Genomic DNA, 20,512 nt, shown 5'->3' on the forward strand with positions numbered 1-20,512 from the left:
GGCGGCGTCCACCGCGCCGGGGGGATGGATTTGAACAACGGACTGGCCATTGCGGCCAATGGCCTCGTCAAGCGCTTCGGTGACCGGCGTGTGGTCGACGGCATCGATATCGCGGTGCCGGCGGGGACGATCTACGGCGTGCTCGGCCCCAATGGCGCGGGCAAGACCACGACGCTCAGGATGCTGCTCGGGATCATCGAACCCGATACGGGCGATCGGGTGTTGCTCGGCTGTGCGCATCCGCGCGATGCCGGGGACCGGGTCGGCTATCTGCCCGAGGAGCGCGGACTGTACCCGGCGATGAAGGCGCGCGACGCGATCGCGTTCATGGGCGCGCTTCGCGGGCTCGACTGGAAGACGGGGCGCGCGCGGGCGGTGGAGTTGATGCAGGGCGCGGGGCTGGGCCACGCGACCGACACCAAGATCCGGAAATTGTCGAAGGGGATGGCGCAGCTCGTCCAGCTGCTCGGCTCGGTCGTCCACCGGCCCGATCTGCTCGTGCTCGACGAACCCTTTTCGGGGCTCGATCCGGTCAATCAGGAACGGCTCGAAGCGATGATCCTCGCCGAGCGCGACCGCGGCGCGACGATCCTGCTGTCGACGCACGTCATGGCGCATGCGCAGCGGCTGTGCGACCGGCTGGCGATCATCGCCGGGGGCAAGCGCCGGTTCGAGGGGACGGTGGACGAAGCGCGCGCGACCTTGCCCGACCGGGTGCAGTATCGGCCGCGCCATGCCGACGCGGACATCGGGGCGTCGCTGCCGCCGGATGCGGTGCGCGACGGCGGCGAATGGCGCTTCGCGTTGCCCGCCGGGGGGATCGAACCGCTGCTCGTCCGATTGATCGATGCGGGCCACGGCATCGCCGGCCTGTCGATCGATCGCCCGGGATTGCACGAGGCGTTCGTTCGGATCGTCGGCGAACAGGCGACCGCGCCGCTGGGGGATGCGGCATGAGCGACCTGCGCCGGAGCATCCGCCAGACGCTGACCATCGCGCGGCGCGATTTCATCGCGACGGTCTTCACGCCGATCTTCCTGCTGTTCCTGTTCGCGCCGGTCATCATGGGGTCGTTCGGAGCGATCGGCGGCATGGGCGCGGCGAGCGTCGCGGACGGCGGCGGGGGCGACAAGTCGCGGATCGTCGCGATCGTGCCGTCGACGCTCGCCGCCCCGATCGCTGCCGCCGATGCGCGGCTCCGTGGGGGATTTCGCCCCGACGAGGCACCCCCTGCGCTGCGGACGACCGCGCCGGCGGACGATCCGGTCCGACAAGCGCGTGCCGCGTTCGACGATCATGGCTATGAAGCCGCGGCCGTGCTGTACGGGCCGCTCGACCGCCCGACCATCCTCTACGGCGCGCGCGGATCGCGGGCGGCGGACTATCTCGCGCTGCTGGCACAGACGACGCTGGCGGCGCAGCAGCTGGGCGGCGCGCTGCCGACGGTGGCCGCGACCAAGCAACCGATCGTGCGCGGGCATGCCACGCCGGGTGGGCGGCACCAGTCGGCGTTCTTCGCGGTCTTCGGCATCTTCTTCCTGACCTTGTTCCTCGCGGGGCAAGTCGTCGGCACGATGGCGGAAGAACGCAACAACAAGGTGATCGAGGTACTGGCCGCCGCGGTGCCGCTGGAAAGCGTGTTCCTGGGCAAGCTGCTCGGCATGTTCGGGGTCGCGTTGCTGTTCGTCGCCTTCTGGGCGACGGTCGTCAGCCAGGTGTCGATGCTGCTGCCCCAGTCGATCGCGGCCGGGCTGCACGATCTGGCACCAGCGGTCGGCACGCCGATGTTCGCGGTCCTGTTCATAGCCTATTTCGCGATGGCGTATCTGCTGCTGGGATCGGTATTCCTCGGCGTCGGTGCGCAGGCGTCGACGATGCGCGAGATCCAGATGCTGTCGCTGCCGATCACGATCCTGCAAGTCGCGATGTTCGCGCTGTCCTCCGCGGCGGCGGCGCATCCGGGAAGCGCGGTCGCGACCTTCGCCGAAATCTTCCCGCTGTCGTCGCCCTTCGCGATGGCGGGGATGGCGGCGAACTCGGCAACCTTGTGGCCGCATCTGTTTGCGCTGGCCTGGCAGCTGCTATGGGTCGCGATCTTCATCACGATCGGCGCGCGGCTGTTCCGCCGCGGGGTGTTGCAATCGGGCAGCGCCCGGCCGTTCCGGAAGCGCGCCAAAGCCAATTGACAAGAATGTCAGTTAGCGCTTTCCTGTTACCGAGGAGAGAAAACATGGCGACGCTGGTGCCGGATGCGGCTCACGATATTCCGGTCGATCCGCTGGATGTCAGTCGTGCCGAACTCTACCGCGACGATGTCTGGCAGGCCCCGTTCGCGAAGCTGCGTGCCGAAGCCCCGGTCTATCGATGCGAACATAGCGACTATGGCCCCTATTGGTCGGTGTCGGCGTACAAGCCGATCGTCGAGATCGAATCGCTGCCGGAGCTGTATTCGTCCGAAGTCGGCGGGATCGCGCTCGCGGATTTCCTGCCCGACAGCAATGTCCGGCTGCCGATGTTCATCGCGCGCGACCGGCCGGTGCATACCGGGCAGCGCCGCACCATCGCCCCCGCCTTCACGCCGTCGGAAATGACGCGCCTTTCGGGCGACATCCGCGCGCGGACCGCCGCGATGCTCGACAGCCTCGAGATCGGCACGCCGTTCGACTGGGTCGATACCGTCGCGATCGAACTGACGACGCAGATGTTGGCGCTGCTGTTCGATTTTCCCTGGGAGGACCGGCGCAAGCTGACATTCTGGTCGGACTGGGCGGGCGACATCGAACTGGTGAAGACCGAGGCGCTTCGCAAGGAACGGCTCGGCTACATGTTCGAATGCGGGGCCTATTTCCAGCAATTGTGGAATGCGAAGGTCGGCCAGGAACAGACCCCCGACCTGATTTCGATGATGGTCCATTCGGACGCGATGGCGCAGATGGATCAATATGAATTCATCGGCAATCTGATCCTGCTGATCGTCGGCGGCAACGACACGACGCGCAACACGATGTCCGCGCTGGCCTACGGGCTCGACATGTTTCCCGACGAGCGCGCGAAGCTGGAGGCGGATCCGGCGCTGATCCCCAACGCGGTGAGCGAGCTTATCCGTTGGCAGACCCCGCTCGCGCATATGCGCCGCACCGCGACCGCGGATACCGAACTGATGGGGCAGCAGATCAAGGCCGGCGACAAGCTGGCGCTGTGGTACATCTCGGCAAACCGCGACGAGAGCGTGTTCGGCGACGATGCCGACGCGATCCGGGTGGACCGGCCAAACGCGCGGCGGCATCTGGCGTTCGGGCACGGCATCCATCGCTGCGTCGGCGCGCGTCTCGCCGAACTGCAGATCGGCATCTTGCTGGAGGAAATGGCGAAACGGCGAATGCGGGTGAATGTGGTCGGTGAGCCGACACGGGTCGCGGCGTGTTTCGTCCACGGCTACCGCGCGTTGCCGGTGGAGATCAGCCGGTATTGATGCTTTCGGGGACCCGCTCTCGCGGAGGCATCACTCAATTCGGCTTGATCGTCTCCACCCGCACCGTTTCGATATCGCCCGAACAGTCCCCGTTGCCGCGCGCCTGTACGGCAACGGGATTTGCGCGGCCCATCGTCCAGTTCGCCTGCATCCGCACGCGAGGGTTCGGCGCGCACCAGATTTCGCCGGTGTCGTTGATCGCGGTGACCCAGATCAGGTTATGCTCCTGCCCGTAATCGATGACCGCGATGGCGAAACCGGCACCCTTGTCGAGGACATGAACCGGGATCGGCGGTTCCAGCTGCTGAAAGCTCAATTTCCTGCTCCAAATTAGCTTCCGCCAATCGCTCGGCCCGACGGGAAGTTCCCGGCGACGACCCACTGGCACCGACAATCGGGCCAACCTATATCAGTCGTATGAAACATGCCGCGAACCGCCGAGATTTCCTGACCATCGCCGGCACCGGCACTGCGGGCCTCGCGCTGTTCGGGTGCAGCAGCGCGCCGGCACGCGCCGCGGAAAAATTTCCTTACGCGCTGACCGACGCGCAGTGGCACAGGAAGCTGTCCCCCGCCGCCTATGACGTGCTGCGCAAGGAAGGGACCGAGCGTGCCTTTACCAGTCCGCTGAACGACGAGCATCGCGCGGGCATCTTCGCGTGCGGGGGCTGCGCTTTGCCCGCCTATTCGTCGCGGACCAAGTTCGACAGCGGCACGGGCTGGCCTAGTTTCTGGCAGCCGCTGCCGAACGCGGTCGCGTCGCGGACCGACACGTCGCTGGGCATGGACCGCGACGAGATCCATTGTCGCCGCTGCGGCAGTCATCTCGGCCATGTGTTCGACGACGGGCCCAAGCCCACGGGCAAGCGCTACTGCATGAACGGCGTCGCGCTGACGTTTACGGCGGCGAAGGGGTAATGCTTTGCCGACGGCGGGGTCCGCCGTTGCACTGACTTGCCGCGCGCGAGAAAACTACCCCTTCCGGGCCTTCGCCGGGAGGGGAATGATCTCGGACGGCGATGGTATTCAAGCGGCGGACGCCACCTTACTGGACGTCGTTCACCAGCGTGAAGATGCCGCGGGGGTCGGTCGGGCCGTGCTGCGCGATCTGGGTCGCGGGCAGGTCGTGGTCGCCATAGATGAACCCGTTGGTCGCATAGGCCGAGGTGCCGAGCGCGCCTTGCGGCGCGTACCACACCTTCACCATGCTCCAGTCGCCGGCATCCGAGACGTCGACCGCGCGGACGTCGGTTTCGATCCGGCCGGGATGCGACCAGTTGGCATGCGTCAGCAGGACCTCGCGGTCGCCGACGATTTTCGATACCATCGCGACATGGCCGACGCGCATCCGGTGCGACGCCTGGAACGCGAGGACGGCACCGACCTTGGGGGTATGACCACGGTCGTAATGACCGGCCGCCTGGCCCCACCAGGTGTTCGCGTTGCCGCGGATCTGGATGCCCGATACTTCGCGGGCATAGGGTGCGCACTGCCAAAACTGGGCGGCGGCCGGAGCGGCCATCGACAGGGCGCACGATACCATCAGCGCGAATCGCGCCGTCAAAGCCTTGAATGTCATGAGACCCCCCAAAGGTCGCTGGACGGTTGTTGATCCTGGGCTAGGGGGATCGCCGACTAATGGGAAGGGCGGCGGGAACCGTTTCCGACGAACGGTGTTTCAGCGGCGACGATCCGGGATGCGCGGTTTCGCCTCGCTCGATTGGTCGTTCCAGCCCCTCCGTTCATCGTCGAACCCGCCGGTGCCGTTCCGGCGAAGCGTCGACCGACGCTGCGGTACCCGAGCCGCGACCGGCGATTCGCGTGCTTTACGGTCGAACGGAAAGCACGCGAATCCGGTCATCCGAACGAGTCGAGCGCGGTCAGGAGCGACGGCATCGGCATCCCAGTTCGCGCGCGTGCCGATCGTCGGGCCGCCGTCGATCAGATATGCGTGCCGGCGGAGATGGTGTCGATCGGCTCGCGCGCTCCCCGGCCCCTGCATTGTTGAACAGGATGTCGAGGTCGCCGGCATCGTCCGCAAGCTTGAGCAGCGCGACGATGTCCGCCTCGCTGGTAACGTCGCAGCGCCGGAAGACGATCCGGCCGTTCGATTCCTGGGCGATGGCGCGGCGGCCCGCCGCGTCGATATCGCCGATGACCACCTGCGCGCCGTCGTCCGCCGACCGGCGCGCGGTCGCGCGGTCGATGCCCGATGCACCGCCGGTCACGACCGCGCTTGCCTGGAAACCGCATCCTCATCGTCCTTTTTTCGGGATCATAGTATGGGGTTCGGGATGGTCGATCGCGCGTCTTTAGAAAAACCGGTTTGCAGGCGGGAGGCGACGATACTACCAGCCGGTCATCCTGCTGGCGGAGCGCTTATGTCCCTCGACCCCGAAACCTTCGACGCGCTGATCGACACGCTGCGCCGCTTCGTCGCCGAACGGCTGCGCCCGCTGGAGGCGGAGGTCGAGGCGAACGACGCGATCCCCGCGGGCGTGATCGCCGAGATGAAGGACATGGGGCTGTTCGGCCTGTCGATCGCGGAGGAATATGGCGGTCTCGGCCTCACGATGGTCGAGGAATGCCGCGTCGCGATCGAGATGGGGCGCACGACGCCCGCGTTCCGCTCCACGTTCGGCACCAATGTCGGGATCGGCAGCCAGGGGCTGGTGATGGCGGGGACGCCCGAGCAGAAGGCGCAGTGGCTGCCGCGGATCGCGAGCGGCGAGGTAGTGACGAGCTTCGCCTTGACCGAGCCCGATATCGGATCGGATTCGGGCGCGGTGAAGACGCGGGCGGTGCGCGACGGCGACGTCTACCGCCTGTCGGGCACCAAGCGCTACATCACCAATGCCGACAAGGCGGACCTGTTCACCGTCATGGCGCGCACCGGCGAGGAGAAGGGTGCGCGGGGCGTCTCCGCCTTCCTGGTGCCGCGCGACCTGCCGGGCGTGACGATCGGCGAGCCGGAAAAGAAGATGGGGCAGAAGGGTGCCAAGGTCGCGGACGTCAATTTCGACGACGTCCCCGTCCCCGCCGCGAACCGGCTCGGCGCGGCGGGCGAGGGCTTCAAGATCGCGATGCGTGTGCTCGACCGCGGCCGGCTGCACATCTCGGCGGTGTGCGTCGGCGTCGCCGAGCGGCTGATCGCGGACAGCGTCGCCTATGCCAGCGAGCGTCACCAGTTCGGCCACCCCATCGCCCAGCACCAGCTGATCCAGGGCATGATCGCCGACATGAAGACCGAAGCGCTCGCCGCGCGCGCGCTGGTGATGGAAACGGCGGCGGCGAAAGATGCCGGCAAGGACGTCGTGCTGGAGTCCGCGGCCGCGAAGTATTTCTCGTCCGAGATGGTCGGCCGCGTCGCGGACAAGGCGGTGCAGATCTACGGCGGCGCGGGCTATATCGCCGATTACGGGATCGAGCGGCTGTACCGCGACGTGCGGCTGTTCCGCATCTACGAAGGGACGAGCCAGATCCAGCAGATCATCATCGCGCGCGAGACGATCAAGCGGGGCGGCTGACCGACCGGACCGCCCACCCTATCCGTCCCCGGGGCGACGAAAGAGCACAAGGGAGAGACTTCATGGACACCACCAACCTGTTCCGCCTCGACGGTCGTGTCGCGCTCGTCACCGGGGGCAGTCGCGGGATCGGCAAGATGATCGCCGCGGGCTTCATCGCGCAAGGGGGCAAGGTCTACATCTCCGCGCGCAAGGCCGACGTCTGTTTCGCGACCGCGGAGGAACTGGGCCCGAACTGCATCGCGCTGCCGCAGGACGTCTCGACCGTCGCCGGCTGCAAGGCGCTCGCCGCGCAATTCGCCGAACATGAGACGAAGCTCGACATCCTCGTCAACAATGCGGGTGCCGCCTGGGGCGAACCGTTCGAGAATTTCCCCGAGAAAGGCTGGGACAAGGTCATGGACCTGAACGTCAAGTCGCCCTTCTTCCTCACGCAAGCGCTGTTCGACGCGCTGAAGGCGAGCGGGTCGGCGGGGCGACCGGCGAAGGTCATCAACATCACCTCGATCGACGGCCAGCGGCTGAACCCGTGGGAGACGTACAGCTATCACGCCTCCAAATCCGCGCTGATCTATCTGACCAAGCGGATGGCGGCGCGGCTGGTGAAGGACCATATCAACGTCACCTCGATCGCGCCGGGCGCCTTCGCGAGCGAGATGAACAAGGCCGCGCGCGATCACGGCGATACGATCGCCAGGGGCATTCCCGCCGGCCGGATCGGCGTCGACGAGGATATGGCGGGCGCTGCGATCTATCTCGCGAGCCGGGCCGGGGACTATGTCGTGGGCGACACGATCACGGTCGACGGCGGGCTGGTGCATGCCGCGCTGGGGACGTCGATCGACGCGTAGGTCAATCGGGGAGCGATCGGCAGGTGATGCCGATCGCTTCGGCCGCATCGATCATGCCGTGATCGAGCGTCCAGACCATCTCGCCGGTTCGGTATGCGACGGCGAGGTGAAGAGCATCGCCAGCCCGCAACGTCGTACGATGATCGTCGATGAATGCAGTGGCACGCGTGTAATCCGCCGTCGTGATCGTCTCGACGTGCAAAACGCCCCGCGACACGAGTAAGTTGAGCGAGGCGATTGCCCGGCGCCGGTCTGTCTCGGGTAACGTACCATGCCGAAACTTGACCGCTAGGCCGGAGGAAAATTCGACGATGGTCCAACCGCTGATCCGTAACGCGCCGCCCGACCGATCGCCGAGCCAGCGCTGTGCCCGATCGGTCGCGGGCTCGATCGTCAATGCCGCGATAAGGAGAGACGTATCGGGATAGGCCATTCAATAGCGAGCCTCGTCCCGCACCCTTCGCATCAGATCGCCCGCAGATTCCTCCTGCATGGTCATACCACGTGTCAGCCGTTGCAATTCATCGATATCGATCGTCGCATGCTCCGGCATTTCCGCCACCAGCCGAACCACAGGCTTGCCGCGTTTCGTGATGGACACGGTCTCGCCCGCCTCGACCCGAGCGACGAGTTCACTGAGACGTGCCTTGGCATCCGCTAGATTTACGGCTTCCATATCGACACTCCTGACCAACTAGATGGTCACATAGCATCGATCCACGCCGCCGACAACGCTACCGCGCAATCCCCCCCGCCGCCAGCACCGCCAGCGTGACCAGTTCGCTGGCGGTGGCGGTCATCGCCGCGATCTGGACGGGTTTCTCCATCCCGATCAGCATCGGCCCGATGACATTATCCCCGCCCAGTTCGCGCAACAGCTTGGCGGAGATATGCGCCGACTGGAGGCCCGGCATTATGAGCACATTGGCCGGCCCCGACAAACGCGCGAAGGGATAGTTGGCGAGTTGCTTGGGGTTCAGCGCGACGTCGGGCGGCATCTCGCCCTCATATTCGAAGCCGACCCGGCGGCCGTCGAGCACGGTCACGGCCTCGCGGATATTGTCGAGGAACACCCCCCTGGGATTGCCGAAGGTCGAATAGCTGAGGAACGCGACGCGCGGTTCGTGGCCCATCCGCCGCGCCACGGCGGCGGTCTGTTCGGCGATATCGGCCAGCTGTTCCGCGCTCGGCCGCTCGTTGACCGTGGTGTCGGCGATGAAGACGGTGTGGCTCTGCCCGACCATGAGATGGATGCCGAACGGCGTCCGCCCAGGCTCGGCATCGATCACGCGCTTGACCTCGCGCATCGACATCGCCCAGGTGCGCGTGACGCCGGTGATCATCGCATCGCCCTCGCCCAATTGCAGCAGCGCGGCGGCGAAGATGTTGCGATCCTGGTTGACCATCCGCTCGACCTCGCGGCGCAGATACCCGCGGCGCTGGAGACGCGCATAGAGGAAATCGACCATGCGCGGGACCAGCGGCGAGACGCGGCTGTTGTGCAATTCGTACTCGTGCGGATCGGCGACGCCCAGCGCCTTCAGATTGTCGTACACCTCCTCGCGGCCGACCAGCACGGGCGTGCCGTAGCCGCCTTCCTTGAACGCAATCGCGGCGCGCAGGACGACTTCCTCCTCGCCTTCCGCGAAGATGATCCGCTTCGGGCGCGCTCGCGCGCCTTCATAAGCGAGCGTCAGGACCGCGGTCGTCGGGTTGAGCCGCGCACGCAGCGTCTGACGATAGGCCTCGATATCCAGGATCGGCTTGGTCGCGACGCCCGAGTCCATCGCCGCCTTCGCGACCGCGATCGAGACATTCTCCATCAGTCGCGGGTCGAACGGTGCGGGGATGATGTAGTCGGGACCGAAGACGTGGCGCACGCCGTAAGCGGCCGCGACCTCTTCGGGCACGCGCTCGCGCGCCAGTTCGGCGATGGCGTTGGCGGCGGCGATCTTCATCGCGTCGTTGATCGCGCTCGCGCGGACGTCAAGCGCGCCGCGGAAGATGAACGGGAAGCCGAGCACGTTGTTGACCTGGTTCGGATAGTCCGACCGCCCGGTCGCGATGATCGCATCGGGGCGCGCGGCCTTCGCCAGTTCGGGGCGGATTTCGGGTTCCGGATTGGCCATCGCGAAGATCAGCGGCGCCTTCGCCATGTCCTTGACCATTTCGGGCTTCAGCGCGCCTGCCGCGGACAGGCCGAGAAACACGTCCGCGCCCGCCAGCGCCTCGGTCAGCGTACGGCGATCGGTCTCGGCGGCATGCGCCGACTGCCACTGGTTCACGTCGTCGCGCCCGCGATAGATCACGCCCGTCTTGTCGCACATGATGACGTTGTCGCCGCGCACCCCCATCGCCTTCATCAGTTCGGTGCAGGCGATCGCGGCCGCGCCCGCGCCATTGACGACGACCTTAACCTCCGCGATCCGGCGCCCGGTCAGCATGCAGGCGTTGATCAGCCCGGCGGCGACGATGATCGCGGTGCCGTGCTGGTCGTCGTGGAACACCGGGATGTTCATCCGTTCGCGCAACGTCTGCTCGATGATGAAGCATTCGGGGGCCTTGATGTCCTCCAGGTTGATCCCGCCGAAGCTTGGTTCCAGCAGCGCCACGCAGTTGATGAAGGCATCGACGTCCTCGGTGGCGACCTCCAGGTCGATCGAGTCGACGTCGGCGAAGCGCTTGAAGAGCACCGCCTTGCCCTCCATCACCGGCTTCGACGCCAGCGCTCCGAGATTGCCCATGCCGAGGATCGCGGTGCCGTTCGAGACGACCGCGACCAGGTTGCCCTTCGCGGTATAGTCGTAGGCGGTGGCCGGATCGTCCGCGATCGCCTGTACCGGCACCGCGACGCCGGGCGAATAGGCGAGCGCGAGGTCGCGCTGCGTCGCCATCGGCTTCGACGCGACGATCTCGATCTTCCCCGGCCGCCCTTCCGAATGGTAGAGCAACGCTTCGCGTTCGGAGAACTGGATGCTGGGTTCGTCGGACATAAGGCGGCTCCTGGACTGTACCAGAGCCTTAGGATCGATGGTGCCGCGCTTTCAACCCGCGCTAGGCAATGGGAGGGGGATCGATTATGTCGGTGGGATGAAGCATGAGGCTATCTCCGTCGAGCATCGCGACCGTGAACCGCTTGTCACGCTGGTCGCAAAGGCGCGCGCGGATTATGCCGCCGATCTCGGCGTCGACCACGCCGTCGTCAGTGAGTGGCTGAAGACGATTGGACAGGCGGACTACCGGCCGTTTGAGGATTGGCTTGCCGCTTGGGATGGCTGATGTCGTCTGGCGCCGGTCGGCGATCGACGATCTGAACCGGATCATCGCCTATATCCGTAAATTCGACCCCGCCGCGGCAGACGATTACAGGAAGCGACTGACCGCCTTGGGTGAAAGTCTGTCGTCCTTTCCTCATCGGGGACGTGCGACATCGGGCCGCCGCCGCGAGATGGTGACGATCGCGCCCTATATTTTGGGTTACCGGGTAACGGGCCACCGGGTCTCGATCGAGTCGATCCGCCACAGCGCCCGACAACCGCTCGATTGATCGGATGACCGCCCCTCCCACCCCGATGATGGCGCAGTATCTCGCGCTGAAGGCCGAGGCGCAGGATTGCCTGCTCTTCTACCGCATGGGCGATTTCTTCGAGCTGTTCTTCGACGATGCGAAGGTGGCGGCCACCTGCCTGGACATCGCATTGACCGCGCGCGGCGAGCATGACGGGGACCGGATCCCGATGTGCGGCGTGCCGGTCCATGCCGCGACCGGATATCTGCAGCGGCTGATCAAGGCCGGGCATCGAGTCGCGATCGCCGAGCAGACCGAAAGTCCGGCGGATGCGAAGAGACGCGCCGGCAAGACGCTGGTGGCGCGCGCGATCGTTCGCGTCGTCACCGCCGGCACCTTGACCGAAGAGGCATTGCTCGACGCGCGCACGGACAATTGGTGCGCGGCGGTGGCTGAGGCGGGCGGCGGTGTCGCGGTCGCGGCGGCGGACGTGTCGACCGGGCGGTTCGTCGTGATCGAGACCGACGCCGCCTCGCTGTCCGCCGATCTGGCGCGGCTGGCCGCGGCGGAGGTCGTCGCGGCGGAGGGCGGCGCGATCGATGGCGCGACGACGCTACGCCCGCGTCGTGAATTCGACAGCAATATCGGCGAGGCGCGGCTGAAGCGGCTTTACGGTGTCGCCACGCTCGACGGCTTCAGCCAGTTCAGCCGGGCGGGGCTGGCGGCGGCGGGCGGGTTGGTCGCGTATCTGGATCATACCGCCAAGGGGGCGCTGCCGTTCCTGCGCCCGCCCGTCCTCCACCGCGCGGCGCACGTCATGGCGATCGATGCCGCGACGCGCGAGAGCCTGGAACTGACCGCGACCGCGGGCGGCCAGCGCAAGGGCAGCCTGCTCGACGCGGTCGACCGGACGGTGACGGGGGCGGGTGCGCGGATGCTGGGGGGCGATATCGCGGCACCGCTGATGGACCGCGCCGCCGTCGATGCGCGGCTCGATCTGGTCGCGTATCTTTATGACGACCCCGCTCTTCGCGAGCACCTGCGCGGCCAGCTTCGCGCATTGCCCGATATCGGCCGTGCGCTCGGGCGGCTGGCGGCGGGGCGGGGCGGCCCGCGCGACCTGGCACAGCTGCGCGACGGACTGGACGGGGCCTGGCTGCTGGGCGAACGGCTCGGGACGATCGCCGCGCCGCCGGCGCTGCTCGCCGATCTCGTGCCGCGCCTGCGCGGGCACGGGGCGCTGATCGATCATCTCAAGCGTGCGCTGGTACCCGGTCCGCCGGTCGATGCCGCGGATGGCGGGTATATCGCGGCGGGATACGACCTCGCGCTCGACGATCTGCGTGACACCGGCGCAGGCGGCCGCCGCGCGATCGCCGCACTGGAGGCGCAGTTCCGGGGCGAAACCGGTATCGCCAGCCTGAAGATCCGGCATAACGGCGTGCTCGGCTATCATGTCGAAGTGCCGGCGCGCGCCGCCGATCCGCTGATGCGCGCGGACAGCGGCTTCACCCACCGGCAGACGCTGGCGGGCGTCGTCCGCTTCAACACGCCCGCGCTGCATGAGGTCGCCGCCAAGGTATCGCAGGCCGGTGCGCACGCCCTGGCGGCGGAGGCGGCGCATCTGGAGGACCTGATCGCCGGTGCGCTGGCGAACCGGGAGGGGATCGCGGCCACCGCGGACGCGCTTGCCCGCCTCGACGTGTCGGCCGCCAATGCCGAGCGTGCGGTCGAGGGGGGCTGGGCACGGCCGGCGCTGGTCGATCACGCCTGTTTCGATATCGTCGGCGGGCGGCATCCCGTGGTCGAGACCGCGGTGACGGCGTCGGGCGGGCGGTTCGTCGCGAACGACTGCACGCTGTCGGAGACGTCGCGGCTCTGGCTGGTGACCGGGCCTAACATGGGCGGCAAGTCGACCTTCCTTCGCCAGAACGCGCTGATCGCCGTCCTGGCGCAGGCCGGCTGCTATGTTCCAGCGACGAAGGCGACGCTCGGGCTGGTCGACCGCCTGTTCAGCCGGGTCGGCGCGTCGGACAATCTCGCGCGGGGGCGGTCGACCTTCATGGTCGAGATGGTCGAGACCGCTGCGATCCTGGCGCAGGCGACCCCGCGCAGCTTCGTGATCTTGGACGAGGTCGGGCGCGGCACATCGACCTATGACGGGCTTGCCATCGCATGGGCCGTCGTCGAGGCGATCCATGAGGACAATCGCTGCCGGTGCCTGTTCGCGACGCACTACCATGAGCTGACCCGGCTCGCCGAACGCTGCGATGCATTGTCGCTACACCATGTCCGCGCGCGCGAGTGGAAGGGGGAGCTGGTTCTGCTCCATGAACTGGCCGAAGGCCCGGCGGATAGAAGCTATGGGCTGGCGGTCGCCAGGCTGGCGGGGCTGCCGCCGGCAACGGTCGCACGCGCGAAATCGGTACTGGCCAAACTGGAGGCCGGCCGAGCGAGGACCGGCGGGATCGCAGCAGGGCTCGACGATCTGCCGTTGTTCGCCGCCGCCGCAGCGGTTGCCTCGCCCCCGGTCGACCCGTTGCGCGCGGCGATCGAGGCGCTCGATATCGACTCGCTGACCCCGCGCGAGGCGCTCGACACGCTGTATGGGCTTCGGACGCTCGCTATCGGTCAAGAGCGACACGACGAGAATTATTAATCTGCATCAAGATACTGGCGTGTCTTCGCCTTTATGCGTATGCATGTGCCCCGGTCGATCAAGAATCGAGTGGAGTGCCCGACATCGACCCCGCGTAATTGGGGCGAGGACGCCGCGATGAAGTCGTATCTGCATGCGCTGCGATTGTTGGAGCAAGCGTCCGACCTGGTCGAGAAGGACGGCGACACGCTCGTCGTCGCGCATCTCGCAATGCCGATATCGCTGATCCGTGAGCGGCTGGCGCAAATAGGTCCTCAGGTGGATATGGCCGAGCCCGGCTGAACGCCGCGGGCGAGTCGCGGATTGCGCCATGCCGTCGCGCCGTCGATACGATCGGAAGATGACGCCGCGCGGCGATGCGCCTATCGCCGAGGCACATGCCGTCGCGTTTCGATACCCTGCCCAACCGCCGCGCGATCGTCGATTCGCGCCTGCTTGCCGACGATCTGGCGGCGGTCGAAGGGATCGGGCCCGTGGCGCTGCGTCGCGCGGCCGTCGTGACGTTGCACGCCGCATTGGCGGCGGGGCGCGCGGAGATCGCGCGGCGGCTGGCGACCTATCCCGCGCGCGGGCTGGAGGCGGCGGCGGCGCAGGCCTATCTGGTCGACAAGCTCCTGTCCGCGCTGTTCGATTTCACGATGACGCGGTTGTACCCGGCACCCAATCCCACGACCGCGAGCCGTATGACGCTGATCGCGGTGGGCGGCTATGGTCGCGGCGAGATGGCACCGCATTCAGACGTCGATATCGGTTTCCTGACGCCGTGGAAGCAGCCGCCGCAGGTGGAACAGGTCATCGAGGCGATGCTCTACACATTATGGGATCTGGGGCTGAAGGTCGGTCATTCCAGTCGATCGCTGGACGAGATGATCCGCCAGGCGAAAGGCGACGTGACGGTCCGTACCGCGCTGCTGGAAGCGCGCTTCGTCTGCGGCGACATGGCCGTCTACGAGGAAGCGGCGAAGCGGTTCAAGACCGAGGTTCAGGCCGACACCGCGCGCGCGTTCATCGCCGACAAGCTGAGCGAACGCGATCAGCGACACGCGAAGATGGGCGATACGCGCTATGTCGTCGAACCCAATGTGAAGGAAGGCAAGGGTGGCCTGCGCGATCTCCACGCGCTCTTCTGGATCGGCAAATATGTCTATGACGTGCAGCGCGCGGCGCAGCTGGTAGAGACCGGATTGCTGACCGCGGACGAGTATCGCCTGTTCCACCGCGCGGACGATTTCCTGTGGGCGGTGCGCTGTCATCTGCATCTGATCGCGGGGCGTGCGGAGGACCGGCTGACCTTCGATTACCAGCGCGAGATCGCGGAGCGGATGCGGTTCTCCGACCGGCCCGGCAAGTCGAGCGTCGAACGCTTCATGCAATATTATTTCCTGCAGGCGAAGACGGTCGGCGACCTGACCGGGGTTTTCCTCGCGCATCTCGATGACAAGTTCGCCGCGCGCGGGCGGCGGTTCGGATTGCCGACGATCCGGCGCAAACCCGGGCGCTTGAACGGCTTCGTTCTCGACCGCGGCCGGCTCGCATTGCCCGATGACGATTTTTTCGCGGACGATCCCGTCCGGCTGATCGCGCTGTTCGCGCTCGCTGATCGCTATGGACTGGAGATCCATCCGCTCGCGATGCGCGCCGCCGCGCGCGATGCGAAGCTGGTCGGCAAGGTGCGCCGCTACGCCCGCGCCAACGCGCTGTTCCTCGACGTGCTGACCAGCCCGCGCGATCCCGAACAGGTGCTGCGCTGGATGAACGAGGCCGGCGTATTCGGTCGCTTCGTACCCGATTTCGGCCGCGTCGTCGCGCAGATGCAGTTCGACATGTACCATCACTACACCGTCGACGAACACACGATCCGCGCGATCGGGCTGCTCAGCCGGATCGAACGCGGGATATTGTCGGACGATCATCCGCTGGCCAGCGTCGTCATCGGCCAGATCGTGTCGCGCCGCGTGCTGTATGTCGCGGTGCTGCTCCACGACATCGCTAAGGGGCGCGGCGGGGATCATTCGGTGATGGGGGCCGAGGTCGCGTGCCGGTTATGCCCGCGGTTGGGATTGAGCGCTGCGGAGACCGAGACCGTCGCGTGGCTGGTCCGCCACCATTTGCTGATGGCCGCGACCGCGTTCAAGCGCGACCTGTCGGATTTCAAGACGATCCTCGATTTCAGCGAGACGGTGCAGAGCCCCGAACGGTTGCGGTTGCTGCTGGTGCTGACCATCGTCGATATCCGCGCGGTCGGGCCCGGCGTCTGGAACGGGTGGAAGCGGCAATTGCTGGCGACCCTGTACGAATCGGCGGAGGAGGTGCTGCGGCTCGGCCACAAGCAGCGCGGCCGCGACGAGCGGATCGCGGTCAAGCAGCACGCGCTCGCGGCGGCGATGGGCTGGGGCGACGCGGCGCTCGCCGGCTATGTCCGTCGCCTGCCCGAGGCCTATTGGGTGGCGGAACCCGGCGATGTGCTGGCGCACAACGCCCGGCTGGTGGCGCGCGCGGGGGACGCGCCGCTGACGATTGACGCGCAGGTCTATCCGGACCGCGGCGCGACGTTGGTGACGATCTACGCCGCGGACCATCCCGGGCTGTTCTACCGGATCGCGGGGGCGATCCATGTCGCGGGGGGCAACATCATCGATGCGCGGATCCACACGACGCGCGACGGCATGGCGCTCGACAATTTCCTGGTCCAGGATCCGATCGGCCGGCCGTTCGACGATCCCGGCCAGCTTGCCAGGCTGTCGATCGCGATCGAGGATGCGCTGGCGAACCGGGGCAAGCTGGCCGACCGGCTGATCGCGAAACCCGCCGCCCGGACGCGCGCCGACGCGTTCGACATCGTTCCCAACGTCCTGATCGACAACCGCGCGTCGAACCGCTTCACGGTGGTGGAGGTCAACGCGCGCGACCGGCCGGCGCTGCTCAACCAGCTGGCGAACGCGTTCTTCCAGTCCAAGGTCATGATTCATTCGGCGCATGTCGCGACGTACGGCGAACGCGCGGTCGACACCTTCTACCTGACCGACCTGACCGGCGACCGAATCGACGCACCCACCCGGCTGAAGACGCTGGAACGCCGGTTGCTGGCGGCGGCCGGGGGGACGGCGATCGATATCGCGGCGTAGGGGGCGCGAAGTGGAGTCGCGCCATCGGCCGAGGCGTTGCCTCGCCGGCCGTGGCACCGACGAGACGTGAAAATAGCGGCTGCTATTTCACTTCGGTGCCAGCACCATCAGCATCTGGCGACCTTCCATGCGCGGATAGGCTTCGATCTTCGCGACCTCCGCGACGTCGTCCTGCACGCGCTTCAGCAGGTTCATGCCGAGCTGGCCATGCGACAATTCGCGACCGCGGAAGCGAAGCGTGATCTTCACCTTGTCGCCTTCGCCGATGAAGTCGTTCACCTTCTTCATCTTGGTATCATAATCATGGTCGTCGATGTTCGGACGCATCTTGATCTCCTTGATCTCCTGCGTCTTCTGCGACTTGCGCGCGAGGTTGGCCTTTTTCTGCGCCTCGTATTTGAACTTGCCGACATCGAGATATTTGGCGACGGGCGGATCGGCGTTGGGCGATACCTCGACCAAGTCGAGGCCCAGCTCGGCCGCCTGCGCGATCGCTTCGCGCGTATACATCACGCCGAGATTCTCGCCCTCATGGTCGATCACGCGGACCTTGGGGCTGACGATCCATTCGTTGAATCTGGGGCCGTTCATCGGCGGCGCCTGGTTTGGCCGGCGCGTCATGGGGGGTGGTATGGGTATCGCTCCTCGAAATTATCGAGGGGGCATATAGCGCTTTTGCGTCGGTCGCGAAAGACGCGCCGCGCTTTATCGCGCGATCGCTCGTGAAAGGGAGTTGGCACGGTCGCCGACGCCCTTTTCGCCGATCAGCGCGGTCCGACGTGCGGCGGTGGCATACCGGCGAGTTCAGCCTCGTCCGGATCGTCGATCCCGCGCCCCAAATGGCTGCGCGACCGACTATAGCTGAAATAGATCAGCATCCCCAGCGCCCCCCAGACCGGCAGCACGATCATCGCGATCGTCTGCAAATTCAGGAACAGGAAGACGCAGCCGGCCACGGTGAGCGGTGCGATCAGCCAGACCAGCGGCGTCCGGAACGACCGCGGGCGGTCGGGTTCGGTCCGCCGCAGGACCAGCAGCGCGATCGCGACCATCATGAAGGCGTACAGCGTGCCGGCATTGGCATAGTCGACCAGCTGCCCGACCGGCAGGAACGCCGCGGCGACCGCGACGGCGACACCGGTGATCAGCGTCACGATATGCGGCGTCTTCCACTTCGGATGGACCCGGCTCCACGACGGCGGCAACAGGCCGTCGCGCGACATCACGAAGAAGATGCGCGTCTGGCCGAACAGCAGGACCAGGATGACCGATGGCAGCGCGAAGAAAGCGGCATAGCCCAGCAGATTGCCGATCTTGCCGAACCCGATCGTGCGCAGGACATGCGCCAGCGCCTCGTTCGAACAGACCAGCGCCTGGGCGTATTTGGGCATCGCGCATTGCCGCGCCAGTTCTTCCGATCCGGTCGGGAAGGGGATGCCATCGGGCCCCATGACGGGTTGGCCGCCGATCGTTCCCACCGCCCCCGCAGCGACGATGATGTAGAAGACGGTGCAGAATAACAGGCTGGCGATCAGGCCGATCGGCACGTTGCGCTGCGGGTTCTTGGTCTCCTCCGCCGCGGTGGAAACCGAATCGAACCCGACATAGGCGAAGAAGATCGTCGCCGCCGCGCCGACCGCGCCCAGCCCCGTACCGAACCCGCCGAACAGTCCGGCGGGAAGGAACGGGTTGAAATTAGCCGGATCGATCCGCGGGACGGTCAGGACGACGAATGCGGTCAGCGCCACGACCTTGATCAGGACGAGCACCGCGTTGACCTTCGCGCTCTCGCTCGTGCCGATGACCAGCAGCCAGGTCACGAGCAGCGAGATGACGACCGCGGGCAGATTGATCAAGCCGCCGGGCGATCCGCCGAGCGCCAGCGGTCCGGTCGCGAGCCAGGCGGGCAGATGGATGCCCAATGTATGGTCGAGGATCGTGCCCGAGAAATAGCCCGACCAGCCGACCGCTACCGCGGAGGCGGCGACCGCATATTCCAGGATCAATGCCCAGCCGACCGTCCAGGCGGGCAATTCGCCCATCGTCGCATAGGTATAGGTATAGGCGGAGCCTGCGACTGGCATCATCGCCGCGATCTCCGCATAGCAAAGCGCCGCCACGATGCAGATCGCGCCGGCGATGGCGAAGGCCAGCATCAGCCCCGGACCCGCCTTCTGCGCGCCCGCGGCGGTAAGAACGAAGATGCCCGTGCCGATGACGCAGCCGATGCCGAACAGGGTCAGCTGGAACCAGCCGAGCGATCGGTGGAGCGATTTCCGCTCCGCGGTCCGCAGAATTGCGTCCAGCGATTTTACACGACCGAATATCATGAAATGCCGTCCCCCCGGGGATTGATACGGCCCGTCGGGGCCTCTTCACGCGCCGAAGCCTAGAGGCAATTTTGTGACGCGCAATCCCTTACGGCGCGAGCATCGGGCCGAGCGGCCGCCCGGCGAGGATATGGACGTGCAGATGCGCGACCTCCTGGTGTGCGTCGCGGCCGATATTGGCCAGCAGCCGGTAGCCGTCCTCCACCAGCCCCGCCGCCCGCGCGACCGCCCCGACCGCGCGGACGAAGCTCGCGATCTCGGCATCGGATGCGCGCGTGCTGAAATCGTCCCACGACACATATGCACCCTTCGGGATCACGAGGATGTGGGTCGGTGCCTGCGCGGCGATGTCGGGAAAGGCGATCGCATGATCGTCTTCGTACACCCGCTTCGCGGGTATCTCCCCGCGCAGGATCTTGGCGAATATGTTCTGGTCGTCATAGGGAAGGGTGGGGTCGATCGGCATCAGAGTCTTCCCGCTTTCTCGTCATGCCCCGACACGCCCTCGCGCCGGGTCAGTTCGGCGCGGACATCGTCTATCGACAAGCCGGCATCGGCCAGCAGGACGAGCAGGTGATAGAGCAGGTCCGCCGCCTCGGGCACGATGGTTTGCGGGTCGGTCCCCATCGCGGCGATGACGGTCTCGGTCGCTTCCTCGCCCAGTTTCTGCGCGATCCGGGCGCGGCCGCGGGCGAACAGGCTTGCGGTGTAGCTGCTCGCCGCGTCCCGGCCGCGGCGGTCGGCGATGGTCGCCTGCAATCGGTCGATGATGTCGTCGGCCATGCGCTCGCTCTACGGACGGGCGCGGCGCGGTCAATCCTTGTCGGGTAGGCCGGCCTTGTCGGTGCGGTCCGCCTCGTTCCGGAACCGCGCCCGCAATGCCCGACGGGCGAGCCAGACGCCGACCGCGGCGCAGACGAACAGCGCGACGTCGGACAGCGCCGGCCCGGTGCGCGGGTGGACGATACCGCTATGTCCCGATCCGACCGCGGCGAAGGCGGGGGTGGCGAGGAGGAGGAGGGCGAAGCGCATCGCCCCTG

At 66.7% G+C, this 20,512-nt stretch carries 22 protein-coding genes; 11 read left to right on the plus strand and 11 right to left on the minus strand.

Translation table 11 applies throughout. The features are described 5' to 3' along the window. The first annotated feature begins 24 nt into the window (after positions 1-24). The 3 genes from HUU99_RS02375 to HUU99_RS02385 are packed head-to-tail and all read left to right on the plus strand — an operon-like array spanning position 25 to position 3,472. Positions 25-957: an ABC transporter ATP-binding protein gene (locus tag HUU99_RS02375; RefSeq protein ID WP_174284970.1), complete on the plus strand. Its 933-nt coding sequence runs from the start codon at positions 25-27 to the stop codon at positions 955-957. Next, complete coding sequence (locus HUU99_RS02380; RefSeq protein ID WP_174284971.1) at positions 954-2,186, plus strand: ABC transporter permease; 1,233 nt, start codon at positions 954-956, stop codon at positions 2,184-2,186. The genes HUU99_RS02375 and HUU99_RS02380 overlap by 4 nt, the downstream gene beginning before the upstream one ends. Positions 2,187-2,230: 44 nt before the next feature. After that, complete coding sequence (locus HUU99_RS02385; protein WP_174284972.1) at positions 2,231-3,472, plus strand: cytochrome P450; 1,242 nt, start codon at positions 2,231-2,233, stop codon at positions 3,470-3,472. 34 nt (positions 3,473-3,506) lie between these two features. Here the strand turns inward: HUU99_RS02385 and HUU99_RS02390 are convergent, their stop codons facing one another. After that, a complete protein-coding gene (locus HUU99_RS02390) occupies positions 3,507-3,788 on the minus strand; it encodes a hypothetical protein (protein WP_174284973.1) in 282 nt (93 codons plus the stop codon). Positions 3,789-3,889: 101 nt separating this feature from the next. Between HUU99_RS02390 and msrB the strand changes: the two genes are divergently transcribed. Beyond that, complete coding sequence (msrB, locus tag HUU99_RS02395; RefSeq protein WP_174284974.1) at positions 3,890-4,390, plus strand: peptide-methionine (R)-S-oxide reductase MsrB; 501 nt, start codon at positions 3,890-3,892, stop codon at positions 4,388-4,390. Between the two features lie 127 nt (positions 4,391-4,517). On the opposite strand, the gene HUU99_RS02400 is transcribed toward msrB, so the two are convergent. Then, positions 4,518-5,051 (minus strand): CHAP domain-containing protein, encoded by a 534-nt coding sequence (locus HUU99_RS02400; protein WP_174284975.1) that lies wholly within the window; start codon positions 5,049-5,051, stop codon positions 4,518-4,520. A gap of 301 nt (positions 5,052-5,352) precedes the next feature. Beyond that, positions 5,353-5,700 (minus strand): SDR family NAD(P)-dependent oxidoreductase, encoded by a 348-nt coding sequence (locus HUU99_RS02405; RefSeq protein ID WP_254602873.1) that lies wholly within the window; start codon positions 5,698-5,700, stop codon positions 5,353-5,355. Between the two features lie 153 nt (positions 5,701-5,853). Here HUU99_RS02405 and HUU99_RS02410 point away from each other — a divergent pair, with 153 nt between their 5' ends. Next, positions 5,854-6,999: an acyl-CoA dehydrogenase family protein gene (locus tag HUU99_RS02410; protein WP_174284976.1), complete on the plus strand. Its 1,146-nt coding sequence runs from the start codon at positions 5,854-5,856 to the stop codon at positions 6,997-6,999. 62 nt (positions 7,000-7,061) lie between these two features. Further along, on the plus strand, positions 7,062-7,850 hold the full coding sequence (locus tag HUU99_RS02415; protein ID WP_174284977.1) for an SDR family oxidoreductase: 789 nt from the start codon (positions 7,062-7,064) through the stop codon (positions 7,848-7,850). Position 7,851: 1 nt separating this feature from the next. Here HUU99_RS02415 and HUU99_RS02420 read toward each other — a convergent pair whose 3' ends face one another. The 3 genes from HUU99_RS02420 to HUU99_RS02430 are packed head-to-tail and all read right to left on the minus strand — an operon-like array spanning position 7,852 to position 10,843. Further along, the gene (locus tag HUU99_RS02420; RefSeq protein WP_174284978.1) at positions 7,852-8,283 is read right to left on the minus strand and encodes a type II toxin-antitoxin system VapC family toxin; all 432 of its coding nucleotides are present in this window, start codon (positions 8,281-8,283) and stop codon (positions 7,852-7,854) included. Then, positions 8,284-8,526, minus strand: coding sequence for a type II toxin-antitoxin system Phd/YefM family antitoxin (locus HUU99_RS02425; RefSeq protein WP_174284979.1), 243 nt, complete (start codon positions 8,524-8,526; stop codon positions 8,284-8,286). Positions 8,527-8,584: 58 nt separating this feature from the next. Next, positions 8,585-10,843, minus strand: coding sequence for an NADP-dependent malic enzyme (locus HUU99_RS02430; protein WP_174284980.1), 2,259 nt, complete (start codon positions 10,841-10,843; stop codon positions 8,585-8,587). Positions 10,844-10,940: 97 nt separating this feature from the next. On the opposite strand from HUU99_RS02430, the gene HUU99_RS02435 reads away from it, so the two are divergent. The 5 genes from HUU99_RS02435 (at position 10,941) to HUU99_RS02455 (ending at position 17,142) form a co-directional block, all read left to right on the plus strand. Beyond that, positions 10,941-11,129: a hypothetical protein gene (locus HUU99_RS02435; RefSeq protein WP_217430739.1), complete on the plus strand. Its 189-nt coding sequence runs from the start codon at positions 10,941-10,943 to the stop codon at positions 11,127-11,129. Next, positions 11,122-11,397, plus strand: a complete 276-nt coding sequence (locus HUU99_RS02440; RefSeq protein WP_174284982.1) for a type II toxin-antitoxin system RelE/ParE family toxin — start codon at positions 11,122-11,124, stop codon at positions 11,395-11,397. Before HUU99_RS02435 ends, HUU99_RS02440 begins: the two co-directional genes overlap by 8 nt. 25 nt (positions 11,398-11,422) lie before the next feature. After that, entirely contained in the window at positions 11,423-14,017 is a 2,595-nt protein-coding gene (gene mutS / locus HUU99_RS02445) for a DNA mismatch repair protein MutS (protein ID WP_174285088.1), read from the plus strand. Positions 14,018-14,134: 117 nt separating this feature from the next. Beyond that, positions 14,135-14,299, plus strand: coding sequence for a hypothetical protein (locus tag HUU99_RS02450; RefSeq protein WP_174284983.1), 165 nt, complete (start codon positions 14,135-14,137; stop codon positions 14,297-14,299). A gap of 95 nt (positions 14,300-14,394) precedes the next feature. Then, a complete protein-coding gene (locus tag HUU99_RS02455) occupies positions 14,395-17,142 on the plus strand; it encodes a [protein-PII] uridylyltransferase (RefSeq protein WP_174284984.1) in 2,748 nt (915 codons plus the stop codon). Between the two features lie 87 nt (positions 17,143-17,229). Here HUU99_RS02455 and infC read toward each other — a convergent pair whose 3' ends face one another. The 5 genes from infC to HUU99_RS02480 form a co-directional block, all read right to left on the minus strand. Next, a complete protein-coding gene (gene infC, locus HUU99_RS02460) occupies positions 17,230-17,763 on the minus strand; it encodes a translation initiation factor IF-3 (protein WP_174284985.1) in 534 nt (177 codons plus the stop codon). A gap of 143 nt (positions 17,764-17,906) precedes the next feature. After that, positions 17,907-19,472, minus strand: coding sequence for an amino acid permease (locus HUU99_RS02465; RefSeq protein WP_174284986.1), 1,566 nt, complete (start codon positions 19,470-19,472; stop codon positions 17,907-17,909). An 88-nt stretch (positions 19,473-19,560) separates the two neighbouring features. Next, positions 19,561-19,938, minus strand: a complete 378-nt coding sequence (locus tag HUU99_RS02470) for an HIT domain-containing protein (RefSeq protein ID WP_174284987.1) — start codon at positions 19,936-19,938, stop codon at positions 19,561-19,563. Further along, positions 19,938-20,255 carry a phosphoribosyl-ATP diphosphatase gene (locus HUU99_RS02475; RefSeq protein WP_174284988.1) on the minus strand — a complete coding sequence of 106 codons (318 nt, stop codon included), beginning with the start codon at positions 20,253-20,255 and terminating at the stop codon, positions 19,938-19,940. The genes HUU99_RS02470 and HUU99_RS02475 overlap by 1 nt, the downstream gene beginning before the upstream one ends. Before the next feature lie 30 nt (positions 20,256-20,285). Next, positions 20,286-20,504 carry a hypothetical protein gene (locus tag HUU99_RS02480; protein WP_174284989.1) on the minus strand — a complete coding sequence of 73 codons (219 nt, stop codon included), beginning with the start codon at positions 20,502-20,504 and terminating at the stop codon, positions 20,286-20,288. Between the last annotated feature and the right edge of the window lie 8 nt (positions 20,505-20,512).

The sequence above is a fragment of the Sphingomonas bacterium genome (genome assembly GCF_903642285.1).
Classification (GTDB): Bacteria; Pseudomonadota; Alphaproteobacteria; order Sphingomonadales; family Sphingomonadaceae; genus Sphingomonas.

What these genes read in the sequence shown, in the direction of transcription:
- HUU99_RS02375 (WP_174284970.1), top strand. Translation starts at nt 25, where the DNA reads ATGGATTTGAACAACGGACTGGCCATTGCGGCCAATGGCCTCGTCAAG.
- HUU99_RS02380 (WP_174284971.1), top strand. Translation starts at nt 954, where the DNA reads ATGAGCGACCTGCGCCGGAGCATCCGCCAGACGCTGACCATCGCGCGG.
- HUU99_RS02385 (WP_174284972.1), top strand. Translation starts at nt 2,231, where the DNA reads ATGGCGACGCTGGTGCCGGATGCGGCTCACGATATTCCGGTCGATCCG.
- msrB (WP_174284974.1), top strand. Translation starts at nt 3,890, where the DNA reads ATGAAACATGCCGCGAACCGCCGAGATTTCCTGACCATCGCCGGCACC.
- HUU99_RS02400 (WP_174284975.1), bottom strand. Translation starts at nt 5,051, where the DNA reads ATGACATTCAAGGCTTTGACGGCGCGATTCGCGCTGATGGTATCGTGC.
- HUU99_RS02410 (WP_174284976.1), top strand. Translation starts at nt 5,854, where the DNA reads ATGTCCCTCGACCCCGAAACCTTCGACGCGCTGATCGACACGCTGCGC.
- HUU99_RS02415 (WP_174284977.1), top strand. Translation starts at nt 7,062, where the DNA reads ATGGACACCACCAACCTGTTCCGCCTCGACGGTCGTGTCGCGCTCGTC.
- HUU99_RS02420 (WP_174284978.1), bottom strand. Translation starts at nt 8,283, where the DNA reads ATGGCCTATCCCGATACGTCTCTCCTTATCGCGGCATTGACGATCGAG.
- HUU99_RS02425 (WP_174284979.1), bottom strand. Translation starts at nt 8,526, where the DNA reads ATGGAAGCCGTAAATCTAGCGGATGCCAAGGCACGTCTCAGTGAACTC.
- HUU99_RS02430 (WP_174284980.1), bottom strand. Translation starts at nt 10,843, where the DNA reads ATGTCCGACGAACCCAGCATCCAGTTCTCCGAACGCGAAGCGTTGCTC.
- HUU99_RS02435 (WP_217430739.1), top strand. Translation starts at nt 10,941, where the DNA reads ATGAAGCATGAGGCTATCTCCGTCGAGCATCGCGACCGTGAACCGCTT.
- HUU99_RS02440 (WP_174284982.1), top strand. Translation starts at nt 11,122, where the DNA reads ATGGCTGATGTCGTCTGGCGCCGGTCGGCGATCGACGATCTGAACCGG.
- mutS (WP_174285088.1), top strand. Translation starts at nt 11,423, where the DNA reads ATGATGGCGCAGTATCTCGCGCTGAAGGCCGAGGCGCAGGATTGCCTG.
- HUU99_RS02450 (WP_174284983.1), top strand. Translation starts at nt 14,135, where the DNA reads ATGAAGTCGTATCTGCATGCGCTGCGATTGTTGGAGCAAGCGTCCGAC.
- HUU99_RS02455 (WP_174284984.1), top strand. Translation starts at nt 14,395, where the DNA reads ATGCCGTCGCGTTTCGATACCCTGCCCAACCGCCGCGCGATCGTCGAT.
- infC (WP_174284985.1), bottom strand. Translation starts at nt 17,763, where the DNA reads ATGACGCGCCGGCCAAACCAGGCGCCGCCGATGAACGGCCCCAGATTC.
- HUU99_RS02465 (WP_174284986.1), bottom strand. Translation starts at nt 19,472, where the DNA reads ATGATATTCGGTCGTGTAAAATCGCTGGACGCAATTCTGCGGACCGCG.
- HUU99_RS02470 (WP_174284987.1), bottom strand. Translation starts at nt 19,938, where the DNA reads ATGCCGATCGACCCCACCCTTCCCTATGACGACCAGAACATATTCGCC.
- HUU99_RS02475 (WP_174284988.1), bottom strand. Translation starts at nt 20,255, where the DNA reads ATGGCCGACGACATCATCGACCGATTGCAGGCGACCATCGCCGACCGC.
- HUU99_RS02480 (WP_174284989.1), bottom strand. Translation starts at nt 20,504, where the DNA reads ATGCGCTTCGCCCTCCTCCTCCTCGCCACCCCCGCCTTCGCCGCGGTC.